Below are 26,208 nucleotides of genomic sequence, written 5' to 3' on the forward strand. Positions count from 1 at the left end.
ACGGATGAATACATTTCAGAAATCACTGACCGTATAAATCATCGTCCAAGAAAAAGACTCGGCTTTAAAAGTCCGAGTCAGGTATTATGGCAACAACATGGTGTTGCACTTCAAATGCTAATCTAAGTAATTAAAATAACGTGTATAAAAACAATGAATATGAAGTGCTTGACCCTATTTCCCAGCTTGTTTCTCGTTGCATGTGCCACAGGCGGAAATCAGCATCTGTAATCAGTCTCTACAGCCCTATGTCGGTCAAACTGCAGCACAGGTTCGCAGCCAACTTGATCTTCGTGCCATGGGATTTAAAACCTCCCAGACACCGATTCAGACAACAGAATCTCTCAGCTACACTATTTTCCGGGATATAAATATTCCGATGGGTACGCCTAATATTAGTCAAAGCATCTTGATGGGTGCACCAATGCCGACAACCTCGAATGGGGGTTATAATATTGAGATGAAATGCCACATCTGGTTTGACTTGAAAGGTGAAATTGTTCAAGACATTCGTTATACCGGTAGAGCTTGCTGAACTGCATTCAGTGAAGTTCAGAGCCTGGATGGGGTAAATTAGGGATCCAACTCATCAGTATACCGCTCTAAACCGTGTGTCAAATTACAACAATAACCCTGCCATTTTCTGCCTACACTAGTCTTCAGTCAGTCCTGTGCAGGAGTGAATTATGTTGTTATCTCATCGAGTATCCCTAAGTCTCTTGGGTATAGTCATCGGCATGACCGGTTGTACACATTCACCAACCACCACCCCAACTGAACGGGAAGCTTACTTGCAGCAGTTTATTGGACAAAGCAGTCAGTTTATCGATCAAAATCTGGATCTGAAACGCCTGGGTTATCAACAGGTCAGTGGCCCCAAACTGAGTGCCAATCAATTAAGCTATGTGGTACAGCGTCCTATTTCTATTCCTTTGCCTTCAGCAGGGAATGGACCCGTCCCCATCCCTATCAGCCCTGCAGATAGCTATGATGTTGATCTGCAATGTAAAATTACTTTTTTATTAAAAAATAATATTGCAACAGCTGTCCGTACTTCAGGTCGAACCTGTTAATCATTTTCAGATTCGAAATTCCAGCCATAAAAAACGCAGCTCAAGGCTGCGTTTTTTAATCAAAACTGGCTTAGCTCAATGCAGCAACTACCGCTTGACCCATTTCAACCGTACCGACTTTTTGCATGCCTTCAGACATGATATCTGCCGTACGCAAGCCTTGATCCAAGACCTGACCTACTGCATCTTCAATCGCTTTTGCAGCCGCTTCTTCACGGAAGGTATAACGTAGCATCATCGCAACCGACAGAATTGTCGCCAATGGATTTGCCAGGTTTTGACCGGCGATATCTGGCGCAGAACCATGACAAGGCTCATACATACCTTTGCCATTTTCATCCAGAGATGCCGATGGCAACATACCGATTGAACCGGTGAGCATCGCTGCTTCATCCGACAAGATATCACCGAACAGGTTAGAGGTGACAATCACGTCAAACTGCTTCGGTGCACGTACCAGTTGCATTGCGGCATTATCGACATACATGTGCGATAAATTAATTTCAGGATATTCAGCTTCTTTCAGTGCAGTTACGGTCTGTTTCCACAGTTCAGTCACTTCAAGTACGTTGGCTTTATCGACCGAGCAGACTTTACCACTGCGAAGGTTAGCCATTTCAAAGGCTACTTTTGCAATGCGTTTAATTTCAGACTCTGAATAAATGTCAGTGTTATAACCTTGCTTTTCACCGTTTTCCAGTTCACGGATACCACGTGGCTGACCGAAGTAAATACCACCCGTCAATTCACGCACAATCAGGATATCCAGCCCCGCCACGATTTCAGGTTTTAAACTTGAAGCATCAGCTAATTGTGGATACAGAATTGCTGGACGTAAGTTGGCAAACAGGTTCAGTTCGCTACGCAGTTTTAATAAACCCCGTTCCGGACGGATTGAACGTTCAATCGTATCCCATTTTGGACCGCCGACTGCACCCAGTAAAATTGCATCGGCTTTTTTGGCCTGCTCAGAAGTCACTTCAGGATACGGAGAACCGTGGGCATCAATTGCTGCACCACCGAGTAAACCCTGTTCCCATGTCAAATCGAGATTAAATTTTTCATTTACACGAGTCAGCACCTGCTCTGCCGCTTTGACAATTTCAGGACCGATGCCGTCACCAGCTAAAATCAAAATTTGTTTAGACATGAGATTTTCCGTTTAAAATGTCAGATTCAGACCTGACAAGGGTTAAATTTTCTTTTCTACAAACTCTGCGATGCCATTGACCACGTTATAGGGTTTGCAAAAACGACGAATGGTTTTCTGCTCTTGTACCAGATCTACGCAGAGCGGATCCGGTGCCGAGGCATTTAATAAACTGCTGCTACGCGCACTACGGTCGCGGAACATTTTTAAGGTATAGGTTTTAGTGGCCTGAAAGTGGTGAAACACATGCAAGGTTTCTGCTTTATCCTTGGTGATCGGATAAAAACGAACCACCAACTCATGCTGTCCTGCAGGTACAGACAAGTAAATCGGATTGACCTGATTTAAATTTTTCGCTTGCAAGCGCACCAGTTTTTGCTTTTGCGCTGCATCACTGATGCGGCCATTGTCAGCTTTGACAATAATGGTCTGGTTTAAGCGCTCAAACTGGCAATCTGGCGTCCCTGTACAGTAAATCAGGGCATTGTTTTTGCTCTCGATATTTGCTTTGGCATGTCTGAGCTTCATCGTATCGATGCTTTGACATGCAGTCATCAGCACCGATACTGTACTTAAAGCAAGCCACTGTTTCCAATAATTCGCCATAATGTCTGTCTTACCCAATCAAAAGACTCAATAATCTTTCGATATTAGCAAGGGCGTCGCAGTCATGCTATGACAATTGTCGCTGATTTATCCATGAATTTCAGCAAATACCCATGGACGTGATTGTTGGGTTTTTTCTTCATAGGCACGAATGTCATCTGCTACCTGTAAAGTTAAGCCAATATCATCCAGACCATTTAACAGACAATGCTTGCGAAATGGATCAACTTCAAACTTAAAGCTTTCACCTGTTGGCGTGCGAACTTCCTGTGCCTGCAAGTCAATCGTCAGTTGATAGCCTTCATCTGCTGCACATTCTTTAAATAACTGCTCAACAATCTCTTCTGCCAAAATCACTGGCAACATCCCGTTTTTAAAACAGTTATTAAAGAAAATATCGGCAAAACTTGGCGCGATCACGGTACGGAAACCATATTCGCTCAATGCCCACGGCGCATGTTCACGACTTGAACCACAACCAAAGTTGGCACGTGAAATTAAGATACTCGCACCCTGATACCGTGGCTGGTTCAAGACGAAATCCGGATTAAGCGGACGAACTGAATTGTCCTGCCCCGGATAGCCTTCATCCAGATAACGCAATTCATCAAACAGGTTGTCACCAAAACCGGTACGTTTGATCGATTTCAAAAACTGTTTTGGAATAATTAAATCTGTATCGACATTGGCACGGTCTAATGGTGCAACGATACCTTGTTCTACGGTATAAGCTTTCATGTTTATTTCCCAATGAACCCGTAACCTCTCCCTAGCCCTCTCCCATGAGGAGAAGGTTTGAATGAGGGCTTAAACTAGAATGAACGGACATCAACAAAGTGACCGGCAATTGCAGCGGCTGCTGCCATGGCCGGGCTGACCAGATGGGTACGACCGCCATTGCCCTGACGACCTTCAAAGTTACGGTTTGAAGTCGATGCGCAATGCTCGCCCGGTTGTAACTTGTCTGCATTCATCGCTAAACACATGGAACAACCGGGTTCACGCCATTCAAACCCAGCCGCCAAAAATACTTGATCCAAGCCTTCAGCTTCAGCCTGCTGTTTAACCAAACCAGAACCCGGAACGACCATCGCCTGTTTAATTGAAGCTGCAACTTTACGGCCTTTAATCACTTCAGCCGCAGCACGGATATCTTCAATACGCGAGTTGGTGCATGAGCCAATAAAAACACGATCTAGTTGAATTTCAGCCAAGGCCTGACCCGCATTTAAACCCATATACTGATAAGCACGGTTCCAGTCATTGCGTTGTACCTCGTCTTTGGCTTGTTCCAGAGTCGGTACTGCCTGAGACACTGGAATGACCATTTCAGGAGAAGTCCCCCAAGACACTTGCGGCTCGATTTCTTCACCTTGCAATACAACTACCCTGTCAAAGTATGCACCTTCATCCGAATGCAAGGTATTCCAGTAAGCTACTGCCTGATCCCACTGTTCTGCAGTCGGGGCATACGGACGGCCTTGGACATACTCAATGGTTTTGTCATCAACAGCGACCATACCCACACGTGCACCGGCTTCAATCGCCATGTTACACACAGTCATACGACCTTCAATCGACATGTCACGGAACACCTGACCGCCAAATTCAATCGCATGGCCGGTACCGCCAGCCGTACCAATCTTGCCGATAATCGCCAAAACTACATCTTTCGGTGTCACGCCCTGACCTAATCTGCCATCAACGCGCACCAGCATGTTTTTCATCTTCTTTTGAACCAGGCACTGGGTCGCCAATACATGTTCAACTTCTGATGTACCGATACCATGCGCCAAACAGCCAAAAGCACCATGTGTTGCCGTATGTGAGTCACCACAAACCACAGTCATGCCTGGCAAGGTCAAGCCTTGCTCCGGCCCGACCACATGCGCGATCCCCTGACGGATATCGTTAATATCAAATTCAACAATATTGAAAGTCTTGCAGTTATCATCCAAGGTTTGTACCTGGATGCGCGACGTTTCATCTTCAATTCCGGCAACGCCCTGTTCACGCTCTTTTTTCGAGGTCGGGACGTTATGATCCGGTGTAGCAATGTTCGCGCTTAAACGCCATGGCTTACGCCCGGCAAGCTGTAAGCCTTCAAATGCCTGTGGAGAGGTCACTTCATGTAATAAGTGACGGTCGATGTACAATAAGGCAGAACCATCGTCACGTTGCGTTACTAAATGGTCATCCCACAATTTGTCATATAATGTTTTTGCTGTTTGGGTTGCGCCTGCCATGTCGATGTACTCCACTGGACTGGGGAAATTCTTTCTCTAATTTGATTATATCGCTGCAATCACATAAATCTAATTTATCATTTTTATCAGTTAAAAAACTTTTTGGAATCTTTTAACAGCTCAATTAAAGCATGCTTTCATTATATTTTCATAAATCTAATTTTCCGATCTTTTTATTAAAAATATTCGTTTTTACAAACTAAATGAGAATTATTATTATTTGTTCATCGGCAGAGATAACTACTTTTGAGGAACTTCGACATGGCACATATTCAACGCTTTGTAGACAACAACCAACGTATGTTTAAAAAGACTTTCAGCTATTACATTATGCATATTACGGTAGCGATGATTGTAGGTTACCTGGTGACCGGCAGTTTAACTATGGCAATTGCCCTCAGCTTATTAGAACCAACAGTACAGGCCGTTGCTTTCTTCTTCCATGAGAAAATCTGGGAACGTAACAACGGACAGCAGAATGAGGACATCACCGCCTGATATCTTCTGTCGAGGTTCTGAATAAAAGACTGCCCTGAGAAAAGCAGTCTTTTTTAGTTTTTGAAAACACCAAATCTTTGAAAATGTTTAGTAATTCAACAAATCAACATAGATAAGCCTATTTTGCTTTGATTTATTCTTAAAATATAACAATAATAGACTTACACATAAAAATTCTTTATAGGTGATTAAGATGAATCTCGCAGCCTTTGAAGCCTTCGTAAAAGTCATGGAAACCGGTTCGATTTCTCTGGCCGCAGATCAGCTTTTTATTACCCAGCCTGCAGTCACCAAACGTATTCACAGTCTGGAAGAATACTTTGGGGTCAAGCTGTTTGAGTCTGCCGGACGTGGCGTACAGGCCACCCATGCGGCGCACTCCCTGTTGCCTAAAGTGAAAAACTGGCTGAATGAACTGGGTGATATTCATTATACCTTGAGCCATGAACAAGGTCAGGTACAGGGCAAACTGAAAATAGGTACCAGCCATCATATTGGCCTGCATCATCTTCCAAGCCATTTGCGTCGTTATGTTCAGGAATACCCAGACGTGACCCTGGATGTGCATTTTGTTGATTCCGAACAGGCGCATGAACAGGTGATTGCCGGTGATCTGGAACTGGCATTTTTAACCTTACCGCCACGGGGCGATGCACGTCTGAATTATGTGACCATCTGGAATGATCCTCTGGTCTTTGTGGTTGCACCTTTTCATCCGCTGGCGCAGCAAAAAAACCTGTGTCTGGAAGATTTGCTCGACTACCCAAGCCTGTTACCTTCTTCACAGACTTATACCTCACAGATCACCTTGGCCGAATTTGAAAAACAGGGCATTAAACCGAAAGTCAGCATGAGCAATAATCCGCTGGAGTCGATCCGGATGCTAGTATCGATTGGTTTGGGTTGGTCTGTGCTGCCAAAAACTCTGGTCAATCACGACCTGCACCAGCTGGATATTAATCTGGAAATGAACCGTCGTTTGGGTATGGTCTGGCATCCGGGCCGTACTCAGTCCAAAGCGGCACAGGCTCTGGTTCAGCTCATGCAGGGTGCTGCCCTGTCTATTTAAACTGATCCTAATCATGCTGCATCCGAAACGGTGCAGCATTTTGTTACCTAAATACCCCCCATCTGGCGATATCTTTCGAGTATTTTTAAGATAATTCCATTCTTTTGCAAGGCAAAGGAATGCTTAAAATTATTCGATGGAGCCTGACGGATGCAGCTCGATTCCCCCCTAAAATCCCCCTCTAAAAATCAAACAAATGCCAGCAGCCCATGGCTTTCGGCCAAACCGATGCTGCTGCCTACGCCTGCGCTTGATTTTGCCGATGAACAGACTGCTAGACACAGCCTGCGTGAATATTTCCTGAATACCTTTGACACCTACGAACAGTTGTTTGAATGCTTGAAACATGAAGATACTTTTTTTATCAAGCCTATTACCTTACGTCATCCGCTAATTTTTTATTTTGCGCATACTGCGACTTTTTTTGTCAATAAACTGCTGCTCAGCAAACTGATTAGCGAACGTGTGAATCCGCATTTTGAAAGTATCTTCGCGATCGGTGTGGACGAAATGGGCTGGGACGATCTAGATGAAGTGCATCATGCCTGGCCTACCGTGCAGGCAGTTCGCGATTATCGGCATCAGGTGCGCGCCCTGATCTTGAACATTCTCGAGCATGCCCCGCTGACTCTGCCCTTGAGCTGGCAGAACCCTTGGTGGACGCTCATTATGGGTATTGAGCATGAACGGATTCATCTGGAAACATCTTCTGTGCTGATTCGCCAGCATGCTCTGGAACATGTACGCCAGCATCCGCAGTGGCGCGCCAATATCATTACCGGTATTGCCCCGGATAACAGCTTGCTGGCTGTGCCTGAAGGCAAAGTGCATCTGCAGAAAGATTTCAACTCTCCATTTTATGGCTGGGACAATGAATACGGCCAGCATGAAGCCGAGGTTGAGGCTTTTGCAGCTTCCAAATATCTGGTGTCAAATCAGGAGTTTCTGGCATTTGTCGAAGCAGAAGGCTATCAGGCCGAACAATACTGGAATGAAGAAGGTCTAGGCTGGCTGCAATTTTCACAAGCGACCCATCCGGTTTTTTGGCGCAAAACTGAATTGGGCTGGTCACTGCGACTGATGCTGGAAGAAGTCCCGATGCCTTGGGACTGGCCGGTAGAAGTAAATTATCATGAAGCCAAGGCCTTTTGTCAGTGGAAATCGCAACAGCTTGAAAAAACCATTCGCTTACCGACTGAAGATGAGTGGTATCGCCTGTATGCAGTTTCTGACCTCGATCCACATTTACCGAGTCCTGAACAGGCCAATATCGAATTGAAATACGGCACCAGCTCCTGCCCGGTTGATCATTTTCAGCAGGGCGATTTTTATGATATTCAAGGCAATGTCTGGCAGTGGACTGAAACTCCGATCTATCCATTTCAGGGTTTTCAGGTGCATCCATTTTATGATGATTTCAGCAGCCCGACCTTTGACGGTCGCCACAACCTGATAAAAGGTGGCTCCTGGATTTCGGCCGGTAATGAAGCCCTATATAGTTCGCGTTATGCCTTCAGACGGCATTTCTTTCAGCACACGGGCTTTCGCTATGTTGCCTCTGATCAAGCTCTGCAACAATTTCCTTCACAGTATGAAAGCGACCAGCTGGTCTCTCAATATCTGGAATTCCAGTACGGCGCCGAATATTTTGACGTAGCTAATTTTGCCAAAACCTTGGTTATTTTGGCACAACCGTACTTTCAGGAAACGTCGTGTCATAGGGCCTTGGATATTGGCTGTGCCACCGGCCGCGCCAGCTTTGAACTGGCACGGTATTTTGATCAGGTGACCGGTCTGGACTTTTCTGCACGTTTTATTCAGCAGGCAGACTATCTGGCCCAAGGCAACAAGGTACGTTATAAGCTACCAGTAGAAGGTGAAATCAATGAAGATAAAAGCTGTTCACTTGCAGATGTGGGTTTGGATCAGCTTGTGTCTAAAATAGAATTTTTTCAGGCGGATGCCTGTAATCTGAAAGCGCATTTCAGCGGTTATGATTTTATTCTGGCGGCCAACCTGATTGACCGGCTGCATCATCCCAAAGACGTTTTGGCGCACATTCATGAGCGTATCAATATGGGTGGAATTTTAATGCTAAGCTCGCCTTATACCTGGCTGGAAGAACATACTGCGCGTAGTGAATGGCTGGGCGGTTTTCAGCAGGATGGGGGAAACATCACGACATTGACTGGTATTTCCAATATTTTAACTCAGCATTTTGAACTCGTGAACGAGCCTCAGGATGTGCCTTTTGTAATTCGTGAAACGGCAAGAAAGTATCAACATAGCCTGTCACAAGTCACAATCTGGAAACGAGTTCGCTAAAGGTTATGCTCTAAAAAAGCCAATCGTATGATTGGCCTTTATCTCATCCTTCACTGGTTGAGTTTTCATGCAGGGATTCATTGAGTTGATCTACCACAATTGCCCATGAACCATCCGATGCAATTTTTTCGGTTAAAAATTGACGCTGGGCTTCTGACCAGTAGGGTGCATCGAGCAAAGTCAGATCTTTATGCAGTTGATGTTCATGAATGAAATTTTCAATGCCTTCCGCAGTGGAGTCCAGGCCAAGCTGCTGAAACAGATGTGTCATACGCGGTCGAACGTGAGTCATATCATTACACCTCAAACTTTTCCATTGTTTTCATGTCCTGTTTTTCGAGCATAGCATGTCCGATGCAAGTGGACTGTGAAAAAACATTAATACTCACATTGCATTCAGGCAAATAAAAAGCACAACCGAAGCTGTGCTGAATAGGTCACATGAATGAATTTGGAATTCTTAGAGCGACCAGTCCTGTATATCCCAGCCCTGTTCCTTAGCCAGAACTTCCAGGCGATCATCCGGATTGACCGCAATCGCATGGTCTGCGTATTCCAGCAAGAAACGGTCATTAATGGAATCTGAATAGGCCCAAGACTCGGTCACATCGCGACCTTCTAGCCACTGTTCCAGACGCACCAGCTTGCCTTGTTGATAACACGCCGTATTGATGACCTTACCGGTATATTTTCCATCAATGACTTCAGCATTGGTGGCAATAATTTCAGTAATCCCAAATTCACGAAAAATAGGGGCGGTAATAAAGTCTGAAGTTGCAGTAATCCCCACTAAGGCATGCCCCGCTTCACGGTGGCGCTCGATTGCCTTAAAACCTTCGGGACGCATCTGTGGACGAATGACTTTTTGCATGAACAATTTATGTAATTCAACCAGATAATCATGGTCATGTTGGGTCAGAAACTGAAATACAAATTCATTATAGGCATAGGGATCCAGCTGGCCCTTTTTATAATCGTCATAAAATTTGTCATTCATGGCGCGATGCTGAACTGGATCGACCAGGCCCTCACTGACCAAAAACTCTCCCCAGGAATGATCCGAATCCGTGTTTAACAAGGTGTGATCAAGATCAAATAGCGCCAATTTCATGAAAATACTCGTAAAAACTGAAATTTAAGAAAAAAATTGTAAATCTATCTCCGCTAGTCGATAGAAATTCGTTAAGATCATAGCAATTTTAACATTTTTAAACTTTGCTTTTTTCGAGTTGGATAACGAAATAATGCTCCCCGATGGCAAAGGCATAAATTAAACAATTTTTAGGTAGCCAAATGATCGACTCTGAAGGTTTCCGACCGAATGTCGGGATCATTTTGGCAAACGACGCTGGACAGGTTTTATGGGCAAAACGCATTGGTCATAATGCATGGCAATTTCCACAAGGAGGTATCCAGTATGGAGAAACCCCTGAACAGGCACTGTATCGTGAGCTGAGAGAAGAAATTGGCTTATTGCCCGAACACGTCCAGATCATTGCGCAAACCAAAGGCTGGTTGCGCTATCGTTTGCCACATCGATACATTCGTACGGATTCTGATCCGGTCTGTATTGGTCAAAAACAAAAGTGGTTTTTACTCAAACTGACGGCCTCGGCACAGAATATTCAGTTGAATTTGTCTGATCCGCCCGAATTTGATCAATGGCAATGGGTCAGTTACTGGTACCCACTTGGTCAAGTCGTGAATTTCAAACGTGATGTTTACCGCAAAGCCCTGGTGGAGTTGTGTCAGCAACTTCCCCAGCAAAAACCTTAAAAAATCGCATAAATTATGCAGATTTTTTACTCGGCTATTGTTATAAATAAACTCATCACTGAAATTTTCTTAACACGGAGCAGACCTTATGTCGAATATGCAACTGGACACCTTGAGACGTATTGTTCAGGAGATCAATGCGTCTACCAGTTTGCATGAATCGCTCGATATCATGGTCAAACATGTGGCTGAGGCCATGCAAGTCGATGTCTGCTCAATCTACCTCCTTGATGAACGTAATCAGCGTTATCTACTCATGGCTTCAAAAGGCTTGAATGCGGAATCTGTTGGCCATGTGTCTCTGCAGACCGGTGAAGGTCTGGTGGGTCTGGTGGGTCAGCGTGAGGAAATTGTCAATCTGGACAATGCTCCCAAACATGAACGCTTCCTGTTCTTGCCTGAAACCGGTGAAGAGCTTTACAACTCTTTCCTTGGCGTTCCAGTCATGTACCGTCGTAAGGTCATGGGCGTGCTGGTAGTTCAGAATAAAGAGTCCCAAGACTTTTCTGAAGCCGCCGAATCCTTTCTGGTCACACTGTGCGCACAGCTCTCTGGTGTGATTGCACATGCCCATGCGGTGGGCAATATTGATGTATTTCGTAAGCCGAGCAACCTGCCCGCCTATAAAACCTTTCAGGGTGTTTCCGGTTCTGGGGGGATTGCCTTAGGCCGTGCGGTGATTCTCTATCCGCCAGCGGATCTTACTGCTGTGCCGGAACGGGAAGCCGATGACATCAGTGAAGAACTGATGCTACTGGATAGCGCACTGAACTCGGTCCGTGAAGAAATTCAGTGGCTCGATGACAAGATGCAGGATGCGCTCATGGCTGAAGAGCGCGCACTGTTTAGCGTATTCTTGCGTATGCTGGATGAAAATGCCCTGCCTGCAGAAATTAAGGCTTTTATTCGTGAAGGTCACTGGGCACAAGGTGCAGTACGGATTGTGATTGACAATCATGTGGCGCAATTTTTCCAGATGGAAGATGAGTATTTGCGTGAACGGGTAGCAGACCTGAAAGATCTGGGTCGGCGTATTCTGGCGCGTTTACAGGAAGCCGATGCCAGTCACCGTGAACTGACCGATGAAAGCATCCTGATTGGTGAAGAAATTTCGACGGCCGCGCTGGTTGAACTGCCAGTGGATAAAATTGCTGCGATCGTCACCACTGAAGGTGCGATGAACTCGCATATGGTAATTGTGGCGCGCGCCCTCGGCATTCCGACTGTAGTCGGTGTAACTGAACTGCCGATTAATACCCTCGATGATGTGGAGATGATTGTCGATGCGCATCAGGGTCGGGTCTTTATTAATCCGCCACGTCGCCTACGCAGTCGCTATAAAGAAATTCAAAAAGAAGAAGAACAGATCGCTAAAGATCTGCGCCAGTACGAAACCAAAGATACGATTACCCCGGATGGCATAGCGGTAAAACTGTTCGTCAATACCGGCCTGATGATTGATGTAGTCCGTGGCGTGCAGCGCGGTGCCAAAGGCGTTGGTTTATACCGCTCTGAAATTCCGTTTATGCTACGCGACCGTTTCCCAGGTGAAGAAGAGCAACGCGCGATCTATCGCCAGCAACTCAGTCACTTTGCCAATAAACCGGTGGTGATGCGAACTCTAGACATTGGTGCAGATAAAGACCTGCCCTATTTCTCGATTGAAGAAGAAAATTCGGCACTGGGCTGGCGTGGCATTCGTTTTACCCTGGATCATCCAGAAATTTTTTCATCACAAATTCGCGCCATGCTCAAAGCCAGTATCGGGCTGAACAACCTGCATATTCTGTTGCCAATGGTGACCAGTGTCAGTGAAGTCGAGGAAGCACTCTACCTGTTAGAACGTGATTACGTTGCGATTCAGGAAGAGGAGCAGGTCAAGGTGAACAAGCCGAAACTCGGCATTATGGTGGAAGTTCCCAGCGTGCTCTATCAGATTGATGAATTTTCCGAACTGGTCGATTTCTTCTCGGTCGGCTCCAACGACCTGACCCAATATCTTTTGGCAGTCGATCGTAATAATCCACGGGTTGCCAATGTCTATTCACATTTACACCCTGCCGTGCTGCGTGCCCTGACCCGTCTGGTACAGGACTGTCATCGTAATGAAAAACCGGTCAGTATCTGCGGTGAAATGGCAGGTGATCCGCTTTCTGCGGTTTTGCTCATGGCCATGGGCTTTAATACCCTGTCGATGAGTTCGAGCAATATCCTAAAGGTACGTAAAACCATTTGTCATGTTCCGATGAGTGATGCACAGGAATTACTGCAACATGTGTTAAAAATGGACAATCCGCTGATGGTAAAAAGCTGGTTAGAATATTATTTCAGAACCCATGGCCTGGGAGATATGGTGAAATCAGCCACGCGTATGGTGGGTGCTTAATACGGGACTTTTTCCAGTCCCTCGACAGCAGTAGAGGTGGTTATGGAATTTCTGGTTATCCTGTTCATGATAATTATAGTGTTCTATATTGTCATTATTGCACCTGCCTTGCGAGCCCGGAAAAATGCTGATTATTCCGGTTCATCTTATACACGTCCTGCCAGCAATCGAGCCAGCAGCTATGCCGATCGGCCAAAAATGTCCCCATTATTGGGCATTGAAATTTCGGCATCGCAACGACGGCGTTTAGGCCGAAATGATCCCTCTGTGATTGCGGCCAAACTCTATCGCCAGCAAAAAGATCAATTTGCCAGTTTTCAGCAGACCAGACCACAGCCTCATTCCTCTCAGCACAAACCACCTGTTCAAAGCAGACTGCATCAACTATTTAATGACTTCATCGCAGATGAACCCCCAACACCATCCCAACGCTCCAATCAAAATTCACAAACCCGTAGTACCCGGCCTGTCGCCCCACTCTCTCCAGTTAAAACCAATCCCAAACAGCCACCGCGTCGCCCCCAACCACCGTACAGACCTTAAGCTGCCATTAAAAAAGGGCGATCTTCCATGGAATATCGCCCTTGTCTGTGCTTGTTGTAGCCACATTTTGCATTTTTCTTTCGATCTACAAAAACCTGACTTTTGTTGACTTCATGCATGTGTTTTGCCACAAAATTATGGATCACCACATGCTCGACTGTTTTCTTCTTGGCCATGTTGTACTTTCACCTTTTAACTATATTTCAGTGAGCTCCCACGCGAGTGGGGAAAATAATGATACGCCATCTTGGACAATTTTCAAGCATATTTGCCAATGCTTTTTTAAAAAAAAAGACCATTGAGACAGGATTTTCTGTATGCAGAAATGAAAGTTATGGCCAGAAAATATTATTATTCCATTCATTCTTTTTCTGAATTTTTTCAGAGAAACAAAACCCAATTAAAAAACCATTTAAAATAAATCAGTTATAAAATTTATTTTAAAAAGATCTATTCATTTATTATTTTTATTCTGGGATAAAAACATATTAGGGACTTGAATATTGTTATTTTCGTTTAATCCCATTCATTATTTGAGTTATGCAAAATAAATAGAATTTGATATTGTCAGCGAGTAGAAAACTCGCTATTTTTACAAAGTAACCATTTAATTTTCAATATTTTAGACTTTATTAACTTTAATAATATTTTTTGAGTGACATTACTCAATTATATCCTGTGAATCCCATTTTGTGCCCCAACAGCATTTATATCAAGATATTGAAAATAGCGTAATACCTGATGCCCTATGCATATAGCTTAATATTTTGTGAATACTGGATAAACGCTACAAGATATTCAAAACTTGGAGAGGAAAGATGAGCCAAGATTTTAAAAAATGCCCTGTGACCCACCTGACCACTGAAGCTGGCGCGCCTGTAGTCGACAACCAGAACAGTATGACGGCAGGTGCACGTGGACCTTTACTCGCCCAGGATTTATGGCTGAATGAAAAACTGGCCAACTTTGTTCGTGAAGTGATTCCAGAGCGTCGTATGCATGCCAAAGGTTCAGGTGCTTTTGGTACCTTTACCGTGACCAACGATATTACCCAGTATACCCGCGCCAAAATTTTTTCGGAAGTCGGCAAGAAAACCGACATGTTTGCGCGTTTCTCGACGGTGGCCGGTGAACGCGGTGCTGCCGATGCAGAACGTGATATCCGTGGTTTTGCCCTGAAATTCTATACTGAAGAAGGCAATTGGGATCTGGTTGGTAACAACACCCCGGTGTTTTTCCTGCGTGATGCCCGCAAGTTCCCTGACTTGAATAAAGCGGTAAAACGCGACCCGAAAACCAACAAGCGCAGTGCTACCAATAATTGGGATTTCTGGACATTGCTGCCTGAAGCCCTGCACCAAGTCACGATTGTAATGTCGGATAGGGGTATTCCTGATGGCTACCGCCATATGCATGGTTTTGGTAGTCATACCTATAGTTTTATCAATTCCCAGAATGAACGCTTCTGGGTAAAATTCCATATGCGTACTCAACAGGCTATCAAGAATCTAAGCGATGCTGAAGCAGAAGTTTTGATCGCCAGAGACCGTGAAAGTAGCCAGACCGACTTGTTTGATGCTATCGAACGTGGTGACTATCCAAAATGGAAAATGTATGTTCAGGTCATGCCGGAACTGGAAGCTGAAACAGTTCCTTATCACCCATTTGACCTGACCAAAGTCTGGCCGAAGGGTGATTATCCACTGATTGAAGTCGGTGAGTTCGAGCTGAACCGCAATCCGGAAAACTATTTCCAGGATGTAGAACAGGCTGTCTTTGCACCAAGTAACCTGGTACCGGGGATCAGTTACTCACCGGATCGTATGCTACAGGCGCGTTTGGTAAACTATGCCGATGCAGCGCGTTACCGTGTTGGCGTGAATCATTCACAGGTTCCGGTCAATGCTGCACGCTGTCCTGTAAACTCTAATCGTCGTGATGGTCAGGGCCGTATGGATGGCAACTATGGTTCATTGCCACATTATGAACCGAACAGTTTCAGCCAGTGGCAGGAACAACCTCAATTTAAAGAGCCACCACTGAAAATCACTGGTGATGCCGATTTCTGGGATTTCCGTGAAGATGACAATGATTACTTCAGCCAGCCACGTGCCCTGTTCAATCTGATGAATGACCAGCAGAAACAGGCTCTGTTCAATAACACGGCCGGAGCAATGGGTGATGCGCTAGATTTCATCAAATACCGTCACATCCGTAACTGTTATAGCTGTGACCCGGCCTATGGCGAAGGCGTAGCACAGGCACTCGGGATGACCGTAGCAGATGCTCAGGCGGCACGCGAAACTGATCCAGCCAAAGGTTTAGCTAGCTTTCTCTAAGCCCATTTAAACCTGTTATAGAAACTGTATAAAAACCACCTTCGGGTGGTTTTTTATTAGGACATCTAGCACTATAGAAACAACCTTTTGCCAAAAGAAATACAACAATGCACCCGAATATTGAAGACATCATTCAACAACACAACATCATTTTATTTGATGCTGTTTGCGTGATCTGTAATGGCTGGGCACGATTCTTGATTAAATACGATAAAAAAATACAGTTTAAACTGGTTTCCGCCCAATCCCCTTTAGGTGTTGCCCTGCTCGAGCATTATCAGATGTCCACTGAACATTACACCACGATGCTCGTCATTCAAGATGGCACACTTTATACCGAATCGACGGCATTACTGAAGGTGCTGCAGCATATCGGTTTTCCATTTAATTTAATGGGCGCAGGTTATTTCGTTCCACGCTTTATCCGCGATTTTCTATATCGTGGGGTTGCTTTAAATCGCTACCAGCTATTTGGCAAAACCGATTATTGCCTGATTCCATCCAGCGAAAATAAACGCCATTTTCTGGAAAATGCTATTCGTGAATCCTAAGCCTGTTTTCACTCAAGCACTTCGCACCATTTAGCTTGGCGATGCTCTGGCTCCATCAAGGACTGATTCCAAAAATTCTGTTCCAGTCCCCCTGCTGAAATCACGATCTGGCACAACCTGGGCTTTGAGCTGGCACTGGCCAAAGTCTGGGTTGGCTTTTCTGGCATATGTGAAATGCTGTTTGGCTTATGTTTTTTGAAATGGAACAGATCGATTGTATTACATGGATGGAATATCATAGGACTTGCAGGATTACTGCTGCTGATTGCCCTTACTGCGCCCTTATAACTTGGCGCAGCCTTCAACTCTGTCTTGATGAATATCGCCATGCTGATGCTTTCTGTGATTGCCATACAACTCATTCAACAGGAACAGCAAATCCTTAGACAATAATCCGTTTGCCTTCACGTATGCAGTAAAACGGATTAATCAGCTTGGAGGAATGCTTGATAATTTCATGCAGGTCATGTTCGGGTGCATCGCGGTCTTCATCAGTCAGCTGAAAAGTGCGGTAATGAATGGCCAGTGAGCATTTGGCCTGCAAGTCATGATGGGCATGATAAGCGTCTTCAGGATTCATATGAATAGCGCGCATCAGTTCACGCGGCTCATAAGCGCCTATCGGCAGCAAGGCAATCCGCGGTGCACCCAGACGTTTGCGGATTTCCTTAAAATGTGAGGCATAGCCACTATCTCCGGCAAAGAAACAATGCTCCTTGCCATGCAATAAAGAAAAGCCTCCCCAGAGTGAAGAGTTCTGATCGCGTATGCCGCGCCCTGAGGCATGTTGTGCCGGTGTATAGACAATCCGGATCTCTTCAAAAAATGCGTTTTCCCACCAGTCCATTTCGTGCACGGTGTAATGTTCTGGCAAATACCAGGCATTGCCCAGACCGGTATAAATTGGCATCTGAAAAGTTGTATGCAGCCATTCCAGACTGGCCAGATCCATATGATCATAGTGGTTATGGCTAAGCAGTACAGCATCAATATGTGGCAGCTCATCCAGGGCAATACCTGCCGGAATGACGCGCTGCGGCCCAGTAGAGGCAGAAGGACCGGCATATTCGCCCCAGACCGGATCGGTCAGGAAATTATAGGGTCCGATCTGAATGAGCACGGTGGCATGACCAATAAACCAGATTTGCCAGTCATCTAAAGGAGCATCAGGACGATGCTGCGGCAAGGCACGTGGACGTGCAAAAAACTCGGTACGCTCCTCATCCAGGTTGACATTCCAGGTACTGGATTTTCGGGTAACCAGCCATTTATATAAATCAAAGCGACTGCGCGATAATGGGGAATATTCCGGATTATAGAAGCGTTGACCATCAAAATGATCGGAATGCAGATACTCAAATACCGGCTTAGACCAGACATGTTTCCAGCTGGACTGCGTGGTTAACTGAAATTTTTTAGTTTTAAAAAAATCTTGCATAAATATCCACTATTTATTATTCGCTATATGCAAGACAGCATCCGCTTGAAAGGGTCAAGTGGAGTATCTTTTAATTAGCATACAAACTAAAAACAGGCGCATAGCAATATAGTATGAAATCCCTCACAGTTAATCATGTATGTTTTTGTTATTTTTAATAAAAACATACTGGGAAAATACCTTCAGCTTAGGGAAGCACTGGATTATCGAGAAAAATATTGCTCACGCCCTTCTGTCTAAAAATACAAAATGCTGCCAAACATGGATAGGCTCATTTTGACAGAGGTATGACCGCCATTGGTAATTTCCTGACAGAGTGCATCTGCTACAACGGTAGCATCACATTAGGCGTGCTAGAGAAGCGAGCTGAGATCGAAAAACTGCCCTCAAGCGATTTTTCATGTCCCTATATACGACCTAGGGTTCGTTCCAACCACACCGCCTTGGTTTGAGGCTTCACAAATAGTGCAATAATTTCCGGGTGCAATTGTTTAATCTGGGCCTCGATCCTGTTTACACAGATTTCAATTTCATCGGAGGTCAAACCATCTTTAAATTCCAGACTCAAGGATGCAATGACTTGATGCGCACCCATCTGCTCTGTCAAAACCCCATTCGCGCTAAAAACCGCAGCATCCTGTTGAGCAATCTTCAATACATTATCCCGCAGTTTTGGATCTGCAGTTTCACCGAGTAACAGGCCTTTCGTTTCACGTGCCAGAAACCAGGCCGATACTGCAAGCACCACACCAATTAAAATTGAGGCCACCCCATCCAGCTCGGGAATATTCAGTTGATGGGCCAGAAAGATACCGACCAAAGCAATCAACAAGCCGATCAGCGCGGCAGTATCTTCAAATAAAACGGTAAAGGTAGTTGGATCCTTACTGCGTCGAAAGGCTTCAAAATATCCCATATTTCCTTTTTGTTTACGAAACGTTTTTAATGCCACTAACCATGAAAATCCTTCACATAAAATGGCTATGCCAAGCACGATATAGTTGATCAGAGGATTCTGCATTTCTTCAGGCTGGATAATATGGTAAATACCCTGAAATATAGAGACGATGGCACCCAGCGCAAAAACCATCAGGGCCACAATGAAAGCCCAGAAATAAAGTTCACGACCATAGCCAAACGGATGCTTGGCATCTCCAGTTTTTTGGGCTTTCTTCATTCCATATAGCAACAGAATTTCATTCAGGGTATCGACCACCGAATGGACAGCTTCACTCAGCATTGCAGAACTATTGGTGAGATAGGCTGCGATAAATTTAACGAGGGCAATCGCTAAATTTCCAAACATGGCTGCATATACGACAATTTTATTGGATTCAGACATCTTGATACTGTCCTAAATAATTTTGATCAAGTTTTTATTAATCTTATTTCTTGCATCTTAAAGTGTTTTGACTGCCGAGTTGTTTTACAAATTGTTGTTTCGTCGTGCTGTTCTCGCACCTCCAGTCTGCCTTTAGAAAAGCCCAGACCCTAAAAAGGGCGTTTGCCCTTTTCATTGATGACCAGATTAATGTCTAGAAAAATATTGCTCACGCCATTCTTTACAGAAATACAGAATAATCCCAAACATCACCACCGCAATGCCTGCAAAAGCATGACTACTGATGATTTCATGATTTAGCGTCGCCCCCAATACCAAGGCGATCACTGGTGTCATCACATTACTCAAAGACACGGTGGATGCGGCTAATCGGCGAATCAGCCAGAAATAGCACAGCATCGCCACAATTGAGGACATGACCATGGTAAATACAAAACCGATCAGCGCCTGTGTGCCGGGTAGCTGAGTCGGCATATGCTGCCAGATGAATGGAATCAGCAGCAGTGAACCGGATGCCGACACCAGAAGTGAACCGGTAGCCTGAGACATCGGACTCAAAGGTGCATTGATCTGTTTAACCCAGAAAATCGAACTGATATAAGACACCATACTGATCAGCATCAGCACCACGCCCCAGGGATTGATCTTGCTGTCTGCCGAATCGGCAAAAACAAAACACAAGCCAGCAACAGCCACCGCCATCCCCAGCCATTGCAGCCAGACCAGTTTATGGGTTTTTAAAATTACATGACCGATCAGACCGGCAATCAGCGGTGAGAATCCGAAAATAAGTGCCATTAAACCTGAGGTCAGGTAGTTAGCAGCCAGATAAATAAACAGCTGCGCGCCAATCAGATTCAGACTGCCCGCCAGATAACTTTTCATCGAAGTGCTATCAAATGGCAGCGGATCACGCATGATCTTTAGCAGGAATAGCGCAATAATCGAAGCACCAAAATAGCGGATAATCAGCACCCACATCGGGTGAATTTCGGCAACACTCCAGACAATCGCCAGCGGTGTTGCAGCCCAGATCAGCACCAATAAAGCGTAAATACTTGCCGTCACCAGTATGGGAGAGGAATTCGAAGTCATAAATGGTTCTATCTCAATATAAATTCAGAAGCACCACGGCACATGAAGTCCAGCCAAAATCTATTTCACTTGGTGGCATGGATGCCGCCGCTAAACTGAGATATAGGGATGTATCTTCAGTTTAGCAAAAGATTTTTGTCACTTTTGATCTTTCAAAAGTGAGGCTTCACCTTCGCGCTAGCAGTTGCTTTTACACAGCATTTGAGGTTGTGAAATCGTCAAATGCGTCTTTGAGTTTTTCAACAATCATAAAAAAAACAGACCTAGGTTGCCCATGGTCTGCTTTTTTGTAAAGCGAGATTATTTGACCAGCTTACGAAGATCTTGACTCAAATCTAGATATTTATCTGCTTCAAATACCGCTTGCTTGCTAATCAGTTTTTTCAAATGCCGCATTTCTTTGGCAGCATTGACCGTAATACCACCCACAATCAAGCCATCCGTCACACCAAACAAGACAAATGAGGATGCAGCGCCTTGTGCCGCATCAATCTCTCCGCGATTATGCCATTCTGCAGCAGACATATCCCCGACAAACTGATAGTTGATCTCCAGCTGATCAGTCCAGAACCAGGCCGGATTTGGCGTAGGATGTTCCACACCCATCACATGACGTGCAAAAATACCGGCTTGAAGATTGGCATTTTCCCAAGTTTCTACGCGGCGGTGATTGCCACAAGCACGCAGTTGTGATGCAACATCGCCTGCTGCATAAATATCAGCATTTGAGGTTTGGCAGTTTTCATTCACATGTACGGCAAAATCTGCATCTAGACCTGCTTCTACAGCCAGCTGTGCATTGGGAATAATGCCGATCCCGTAAATCACGGCATCTGCACGTAGCACTTCACCGCCTTCGAGGGTCACGACAATTTCTTCACCCTCAAGCTTGCAATCAGCAATCTGAGTCGAAAGACGTACATCTATGCCCGCAAGACGTTGCTGCTCGAGCAGGAATTCACTCAAAATACGCGGTGAACAACGCCCCATTACCATCGGTCCCATTTCAATCACAGTGACCTGACAGTCTTTAAAGCGTGCAGATGATGCAAGCTCAAGACCAATCACACCACCACCGATTAAAATGATACGGCGACCGGCTTGAAGTACAGGCACAAGGGCTTGAGAATCTTCCAAGTTACGCAAGGTATAAACATGTTTACCTAAGGCATCGAAGTTTGGCAAACGGCGTGCTGCACCGCCTGTTGCTAAAAGCAATTTGTCATAAGCAACAACGTCACCGTTTTGGAGTTCCACCATTTTCGCATCAGCGTTAATTTTTTGTACGCCATTGCCGCGAATCGTAGTCACACCTAAATCTGCCAGTTTCTGTTCTGACAGGATTTCGATCTTGGTGTCTTCAGGTTTGAGAATCACATCTTTAGACAGCGGTGGGCGCTCATAAGGAAGATGGCTTTCATCACCAATTAAGGTGATTTTACCTTCATACTTGTTGCCACGAAGTTCTAAGATTGCGCTCGCACCTGCTTGACCAGCACCCACGATCACGATGTTGTTTACGTTGCTCATTTTATTAACCTTTTAAATCTGCAGATACGATACCGAAGCCGGCAATCCATTCGCTGATGTCTTCATAGCAATGCGTGGTCATGTCGTACTCACCCATTTCATGCAATGCTGCAAATGCCGCCATCCAAGAACGAACCTCCTGACCACCGCGACCACCGTCACGACGAATTTCATCTTCAGTCATCGCTTCCAATGTCGCAAAATCCGCTTTCTTGAAGGTTTCTAGCAATGCACGATCCCAATCGGCATTGAGCGGCACTGCAACCGAGGTATCGCCTGCTGCCAGTTTCTGACCGACCGCAATGATTTTGGCTTGGCGATGATTACGTGCCTCAATTGAGGGGTAACGCCCTGCAATCAGGAATTCTTCCACTTCAGGAGGAACCGAACCCATTTGCGGTGTCGGTGGATCATGCGATAAACCACCAGTACCTAAAATAAGCACACGCTCATTTTCAAGGTTTAGAGATTTGATGTATTGACCTACTGCACGACCCAAAGCGATGGTACGCTTGGTGGTTGGCATCGGTGCTGCAGCGCCATTAATAAAAATTGGAATCGTTGGATAACGATCAAGCTGGCCTTCACACAGGAAATGTAAGGGCTGAGTCACCCCATGATCCGCTTGCATACGATATGAGTAAGCAACATCAACACCTTCATCCAAGACACGGCGAACTAAGCCTAGAGCTTTGTCTTCAGGTACATCGATATGATCATTGTCTTTACCATAATCCCAGTCACCCGCGGCTTTGGCGCGAATACCGACACAAAAACTTGGCATCAGGTCATAGAAGAAACCATTGAAATGGTCAGGACCAAAAGTGATGATCAGGGTGGGGTCGTAAGCTTTTACTTCAGCAGAGAGTTTTTCAAAAGCATCACGAACGGCTTGTTCTTTACGCTTTTCCTGTGGTGAAGCAAATTCCATTAAAGGACTGTGCGATGCACAAATAAGTTTAACGGCCATGAGAGACTCCAAAAAGGAAAGCTTTCTATCCTTAAAGTTAAAAGCTGAATCCACCCCAACCCTCCTTTAAAAAAAGGAGGGAGCATCCCCCTCTTTAAGAAAGAGGGGTCAGGGGAGATTTTTGAAAAGCGATGTTTATTCGTCAAAGAAACCGGCACGTGGCTGACGTAAACCACGAATCCCGAGACCGCATTCTGCATTGATCAGAACGCCAGTCAACGGACGGTTGTTGGCACGAGAAGCCAAGAGCACATATGAACCTGTCATGTCTTCTGGTTCAGGCAGGAAATTCAGCGGCATGCCACGTGCAATTTTCTCAGGATCACGGGCATCAAGCAGGCCAACATTTTCCTGACCCAGCGATGCCGCGCCTTTGATATTCACATTCATACCTGATGGTGCAACCGCGTTCACTCGTACTTTAGGCGCAAGCTCGTAGGCCAATTCTTTCATAATACCCACTCCTGCATGCTTAGATGCAGTATATACAGGGCCTCCGCCAGCAGAGTACAGTGCCGAATTAGACAAAGTAAATATGATAGAACCTTCAGAAGCGATCAATGCATCCAGTGCAGCCTTTGCACCCAAGATCAGAGATTTGGTATTAATACCCATAATCTCGTCAAAGGCTTTTTCCAGCTGCTCGCCTGAGGTATTGACGATATCGGCATAATGATCCCAGATACCGGCATTACCGACGAAGCAGTCGAGTTTACCAAAACGTTCTACCGTGGCATTCACTGCACGAACGTTGTCTTCATAGCTGGCCACATCACCTTCAATCGCAAGAACTTTACCACCAAAGTGTTCGTTCAAGGCATCCACTTTTGCTTTTGAACGTTGAAGAACGGCCACTTGGGCACCTTCTTCCAGAAAACGTTCAACCAATGCCCAACCTAAACCCGAACCACCGCCGGTGATGAGTGCAACTTCGCCTTGTAGCCAACCCATGATTACTCTCCTGCCATTTCTACAAACAACTGACCATCTTCAACAATCACTGGGAATGTCTGGATTGGATCAGTTGCAGGTAGACACAATGCTTGACCTGTTTTTAAGCAAAAACGGGCTGCATGCAGTGGGCATTCAACCGTACCGTCGTCTTCAAGATAACCTTCCGACATAGACGCATTACCATGTGAACAGCGGTCATTCATTGCGAAGAACTCACCACCGTTGTTGAATACTGCAAGCGCTTCAATACCGTTTACACCGCAATCCACTTTCAATGCATCGCCTTCGTCCAATTCGTCAACTTGGCAAACAAAAATCTTATTCATTAGAAGAATACACTCAGGTTATGTGAACTGTAAGTAGCTTGGTCAAGCATGATCTTACGGTTGAAGATCTGGAAGCCGAGGCCGCCTTCAACTTTACGGATCTTGTCATGGCGTTTACCGCAGTAAATGACAATGTCTTTCTCTTTTTGGGTACGGTACAAAAGATAAGTCACGTACACGTCATATTCGCCTTCAATCTCGGTTGCTTCAACAATCACATTGCTCACCATGTGAGTTGTACGTGAAGGAGGCTCTTCAGCCCAAGCCATACCGGTTTCAAGACGAGCTACACGACGCTCTAAAAGATCTTTCGTATCGTTGAACACCCATGTTGTAGGTGGTTCAACTGAACGACGACGGTCACGGGTTTGTGCATTTGGCGTGGTACGTAGCGTATAAGAAATATCTTCCGCCAACATATCCAGCCAATCGCGGAATTTCCAATCGTCTAGCGCTTTGCCTTCACGATAGAGAAACTGACTAATTTGATGATGAAGTTCTAAACTAATCTGACTCATTTCATTAGCTCCTTCTCGTATTCATCAGCTGCTTTTTCTACGTCTTCCCATTTTTCATGGATCAACAAATCTGCCCAGCGGCGATACATGCCACGTGCTGCAGTTTCAGAGAAGATATAGTTGGTAATACCCGGGATTCCATCTTCACGGAATTTCTCGTTGCCTTTACCCATTTCCATAATGAGTTTGTTTTGACGCGCTTTATAGCCGCGTAAAACTTTTTGGATCTCGATCCAGTTTTCAGAGTCATCTTGCTCTAGGAAACCAGCAGGACCAAAGGCACGAGTCGCAGAACGTTCAAATGCTTCCTTCACTTCTTGAGACGCTTCAGCATCGGCAATACAGAATGCCCATACTTCAGTTTTGTTTGGACCACGTGGGTGCCATACGCGAAGTGTTGCAGTGCCGTTCAACCAAGACAATGTTGGGAACATGGTGTTGTGACCTGCAAGACGCAGTGCACGAGTTTCACCTAGACGTTCTTTCACTTCTTCATAAGTTTCACGGAAGTAGTTTGCAACTTCACCGTCAACCCATACGTTTGCATCTGGTTTCTCTGTGAAGAAGAAGCCTGAACCGTGACCACGTGAACCGTACTGGATCGCGTCTTTGGCAGTTTCCCAAACAGGACGAGCCGTTTGTGCAGCACCCAATTTCTTAGAGGATTCGTCGTCTGGTTTCGCACCAAGCACTTGAATTGCAGATGCGTGAGAGAACAATGCGTGATATTGGTCAGATGCAAACTGTTCAGCCGCAAATTTCCAGTTACACTCGATTTCCCACTTGTGTACACCACCAATGATTTCTGTACCACCTGGGCGACGATCTACAACGCCGTCTAGGTACCAAGCGATATCACCCATGTATTCTTCTAGGTCAGGCGTGGTTTCATCCCAGCAAGCGAATACCAGGCCTTTGTAAGACTTCACACGGTTAACTTCGACCAAGCCCCATTGTTCTTTGCATGCACCTTGCGGGTAAGCACGCTCTTCAAGCGGGATGTCTTTTAAAGAACCGTCAATACCGTAAGACCAGCCGTGGTATGGACACGTGAATGCACGGGTATTACCACAGTCTGCGAAGCTCACACGCATAGAGCGGTGACGGCACTGGTTTAAGAATGCTTTGATTGAGCCATTTTTTTGACGTGCCACGATGATCGGATCTTCACCCATGTAGGTGTTGAAAAAGTCACCAGCCTTAGGAATTTGGCTTTCATGACAAAGGAACAACCAAGTACGGCCGAAAACGCGTTCAAGTTCTAATTCGTAAATATCTGGATCTGTATAAATAGATGGAGTGATACGTCCATTTTGTGCATCGACTAAAGCGTCGATTTCACGCACATCAATTTTTCCACTCATGAAAAGCTCTCCTGTGACCCATCAAGGCACAAAGTAAATAGACTCAATTCGAATGGATAATGGATTTTAGGCGGGTTTTGGGGAAATATTTTTTTTGTTTTAATTAATA

At 45.3% G+C, this 26,208-nt stretch carries 26 protein-coding genes and 1 pseudogene; 11 read left to right on the forward strand and 16 right to left on the reverse strand.

The window, feature by feature from the left end; genetic code table 11:
* Positions 1-153 precede the first annotated feature (153 nt).
* Both KUG37_RS07875 and KUG37_RS07880 read left to right on the forward strand, forming a co-directional pair.
* Positions 154-535, forward strand: a pseudogene (locus tag KUG37_RS07875) (hypothetical protein).
* A 151-nt stretch (positions 536-686) separates the two neighbouring features.
* Positions 687-1,073, forward strand: a complete 387-nt coding sequence (locus KUG37_RS07880) for a hypothetical protein (protein WP_216935221.1) — start codon at positions 687-689, stop codon at positions 1,071-1,073.
* Between the two features lie 70 nt (positions 1,074-1,143).
* Here KUG37_RS07880 and leuB read toward each other — a convergent pair whose 3' ends face one another.
* From leuB to leuC, 4 genes are all read right to left on the reverse strand, one after another.
* On the reverse strand, positions 1,144-2,223 hold the full coding sequence (leuB, locus tag KUG37_RS07885; protein ID WP_216935219.1) for a 3-isopropylmalate dehydrogenase: 1,080 nt from the start codon (positions 2,221-2,223) through the stop codon (positions 1,144-1,146).
* A gap of 42 nt (positions 2,224-2,265) precedes the next feature.
* Positions 2,266-2,829, reverse strand: coding sequence for a hypothetical protein (locus KUG37_RS07890; RefSeq protein WP_216935217.1), 564 nt, complete (start codon positions 2,827-2,829; stop codon positions 2,266-2,268).
* Positions 2,830-2,916: 87 nt separating this feature from the next.
* Positions 2,917-3,567, reverse strand: a complete 651-nt coding sequence (leuD, locus tag KUG37_RS07895; RefSeq protein WP_216935215.1) for a 3-isopropylmalate dehydratase small subunit — start codon at positions 3,565-3,567, stop codon at positions 2,917-2,919.
* Positions 3,568-3,641: 74 nt separating this feature from the next.
* Positions 3,642-5,075 (reverse strand): 3-isopropylmalate dehydratase large subunit, encoded by a 1,434-nt coding sequence (leuC, locus tag KUG37_RS07900; RefSeq protein ID WP_216935213.1) that lies wholly within the window; start codon positions 5,073-5,075, stop codon positions 3,642-3,644.
* Between the two features lie 261 nt (positions 5,076-5,336).
* Here leuC and KUG37_RS07905 point away from each other — a divergent pair, with 261 nt between their 5' ends.
* From KUG37_RS07905 to ovoA, 3 genes are all read left to right on the forward strand, one after another.
* The gene (locus KUG37_RS07905) at positions 5,337-5,573 is read left to right on the forward strand and encodes a DUF2061 domain-containing protein (RefSeq protein ID WP_216935211.1); all 237 of its coding nucleotides are present in this window, start codon (positions 5,337-5,339) and stop codon (positions 5,571-5,573) included.
* A 193-nt stretch (positions 5,574-5,766) separates the two neighbouring features.
* Positions 5,767-6,642: a LysR family transcriptional regulator gene (locus KUG37_RS07910; protein ID WP_216935209.1), complete on the forward strand. Its 876-nt coding sequence runs from the start codon at positions 5,767-5,769 to the stop codon at positions 6,640-6,642.
* A 150-nt stretch (positions 6,643-6,792) separates the two neighbouring features.
* Positions 6,793-8,967 carry a 5-histidylcysteine sulfoxide synthase gene (gene ovoA, locus KUG37_RS07915; RefSeq protein ID WP_216935208.1) on the forward strand — a complete coding sequence of 725 codons (2,175 nt, stop codon included), beginning with the start codon at positions 6,793-6,795 and terminating at the stop codon, positions 8,965-8,967.
* 43 nt (positions 8,968-9,010) lie between these two features.
* On the opposite strand, the gene KUG37_RS07920 is transcribed toward ovoA, so the two are convergent.
* Positions 9,011-9,259, reverse strand: coding sequence for a DUF2789 family protein (locus KUG37_RS07920; protein ID WP_216935205.1), 249 nt, complete (start codon positions 9,257-9,259; stop codon positions 9,011-9,013).
* Positions 9,260-9,427: 168 nt separating this feature from the next.
* Positions 9,428-10,078: an HAD family phosphatase gene (locus KUG37_RS07925; RefSeq protein ID WP_216935203.1), complete on the reverse strand. Its 651-nt coding sequence runs from the start codon at positions 10,076-10,078 to the stop codon at positions 9,428-9,430.
* A gap of 182 nt (positions 10,079-10,260) precedes the next feature.
* Between KUG37_RS07925 and KUG37_RS07930 the strand changes: the two genes are divergently transcribed.
* The 3 genes from KUG37_RS07930 (at position 10,261) to KUG37_RS07940 (ending at position 13,672) form a co-directional block, all read left to right on the forward strand.
* Positions 10,261-10,743 (forward strand): RNA pyrophosphohydrolase, encoded by a 483-nt coding sequence (locus KUG37_RS07930; RefSeq protein ID WP_216935201.1) that lies wholly within the window; start codon positions 10,261-10,263, stop codon positions 10,741-10,743.
* Between the two features lie 88 nt (positions 10,744-10,831).
* On the forward strand, positions 10,832-13,129 hold the full coding sequence (ptsP, locus tag KUG37_RS07935; protein ID WP_216935199.1) for a phosphoenolpyruvate--protein phosphotransferase: 2,298 nt from the start codon (positions 10,832-10,834) through the stop codon (positions 13,127-13,129).
* A 42-nt stretch (positions 13,130-13,171) separates the two neighbouring features.
* Entirely contained in the window at positions 13,172-13,672 is a 501-nt protein-coding gene (locus tag KUG37_RS07940) for a hypothetical protein (RefSeq protein WP_216935196.1), read from the forward strand.
* Here the strand turns inward: KUG37_RS07940 and KUG37_RS07945 are convergent.
* Positions 13,669-13,848 (reverse strand): hypothetical protein, encoded by a 180-nt coding sequence (locus KUG37_RS07945; RefSeq protein ID WP_216935194.1) that lies wholly within the window; start codon positions 13,846-13,848, stop codon positions 13,669-13,671. The two genes, KUG37_RS07940 and KUG37_RS07945, sit on opposite strands and share 4 nt — an antisense overlap.
* A 642-nt stretch (positions 13,849-14,490) precedes the next feature.
* Between KUG37_RS07945 and KUG37_RS07950 the strand changes: the two genes are divergently transcribed.
* The 3 genes from KUG37_RS07950 (at position 14,491) to KUG37_RS14730 (ending at position 16,850) form a co-directional block, all read left to right on the forward strand.
* Positions 14,491-16,011, forward strand: coding sequence for a catalase (locus tag KUG37_RS07950; protein ID WP_216935192.1), 1,521 nt, complete (start codon positions 14,491-14,493; stop codon positions 16,009-16,011).
* A gap of 107 nt (positions 16,012-16,118) precedes the next feature.
* Complete coding sequence (locus KUG37_RS07955; protein ID WP_216935190.1) at positions 16,119-16,562, forward strand: thiol-disulfide oxidoreductase DCC family protein; 444 nt, start codon at positions 16,119-16,121, stop codon at positions 16,560-16,562.
* Positions 16,563-16,697: 135 nt separating this feature from the next.
* Complete coding sequence (locus tag KUG37_RS14730; RefSeq protein WP_254202652.1) at positions 16,698-16,850, forward strand: hypothetical protein; 153 nt, start codon at positions 16,698-16,700, stop codon at positions 16,848-16,850.
* Positions 16,851-16,944: 94 nt separating this feature from the next.
* Here KUG37_RS14730 and KUG37_RS07965 read toward each other — a convergent pair whose 3' ends face one another.
* From KUG37_RS07965 to hcaE, 9 genes are all read right to left on the reverse strand, one after another.
* Positions 16,945-18,000, reverse strand: a complete 1,056-nt coding sequence (locus KUG37_RS07965) for an MBL fold metallo-hydrolase (RefSeq protein WP_216935188.1) — start codon at positions 17,998-18,000, stop codon at positions 16,945-16,947.
* A gap of 406 nt (positions 18,001-18,406) precedes the next feature.
* Positions 18,407-19,342: a cation diffusion facilitator family transporter gene (locus tag KUG37_RS07970; protein WP_216935186.1), complete on the reverse strand. Its 936-nt coding sequence runs from the start codon at positions 19,340-19,342 to the stop codon at positions 18,407-18,409.
* 186 nt (positions 19,343-19,528) lie between these two features.
* On the reverse strand, positions 19,529-20,437 hold the full coding sequence (locus tag KUG37_RS07975) for a DMT family transporter (RefSeq protein WP_216935184.1): 909 nt from the start codon (positions 20,435-20,437) through the stop codon (positions 19,529-19,531).
* Positions 20,438-20,737: 300 nt separating this feature from the next.
* Positions 20,738-21,967 carry a 3-phenylpropionate/cinnamic acid dioxygenase ferredoxin--NAD(+) reductase subunit gene (hcaD, locus tag KUG37_RS07980; RefSeq protein ID WP_216935182.1) on the reverse strand — a complete coding sequence of 410 codons (1,230 nt, stop codon included), beginning with the start codon at positions 21,965-21,967 and terminating at the stop codon, positions 20,738-20,740.
* A 4-nt stretch (positions 21,968-21,971) separates the two neighbouring features.
* Complete coding sequence (locus KUG37_RS07985; RefSeq protein WP_216940347.1) at positions 21,972-22,937, reverse strand: 3-carboxyethylcatechol 2,3-dioxygenase; 966 nt, start codon at positions 22,935-22,937, stop codon at positions 21,972-21,974.
* Between the two features lie 135 nt (positions 22,938-23,072).
* Positions 23,073-23,888 (reverse strand): 3-phenylpropionate-dihydrodiol/cinnamic acid-dihydrodiol dehydrogenase, encoded by an 816-nt coding sequence (hcaB, locus tag KUG37_RS07990; protein WP_216935177.1) that lies wholly within the window; start codon positions 23,886-23,888, stop codon positions 23,073-23,075.
* A gap of 2 nt (positions 23,889-23,890) precedes the next feature.
* Positions 23,891-24,217: a 3-phenylpropionate/cinnamic acid dioxygenase ferredoxin subunit gene (hcaC, locus tag KUG37_RS07995; protein WP_216935175.1), complete on the reverse strand. Its 327-nt coding sequence runs from the start codon at positions 24,215-24,217 to the stop codon at positions 23,891-23,893.
* The gene (gene hcaF / locus KUG37_RS08000) at positions 24,217-24,735 is read right to left on the reverse strand and encodes a 3-phenylpropionate/cinnamic acid dioxygenase subunit beta (RefSeq protein ID WP_216935173.1); all 519 of its coding nucleotides are present in this window, start codon (positions 24,733-24,735) and stop codon (positions 24,217-24,219) included. Before hcaF ends, hcaC begins: the two co-directional genes overlap by 1 nt.
* Positions 24,732-26,099: a 3-phenylpropionate/cinnamic acid dioxygenase subunit alpha gene (gene hcaE, locus KUG37_RS08005; protein WP_216935171.1), complete on the reverse strand. Its 1,368-nt coding sequence runs from the start codon at positions 26,097-26,099 to the stop codon at positions 24,732-24,734. The genes hcaF and hcaE overlap by 4 nt, the downstream gene beginning before the upstream one ends.
* Positions 26,100-26,208: the final 109 nt, after the last annotated feature.

This window comes from Acinetobacter sp. BY419, from assembly GCF_019038395.1.
Taxonomy (GTDB): Bacteria; Pseudomonadota; Gammaproteobacteria; order Pseudomonadales; family Moraxellaceae; genus Acinetobacter.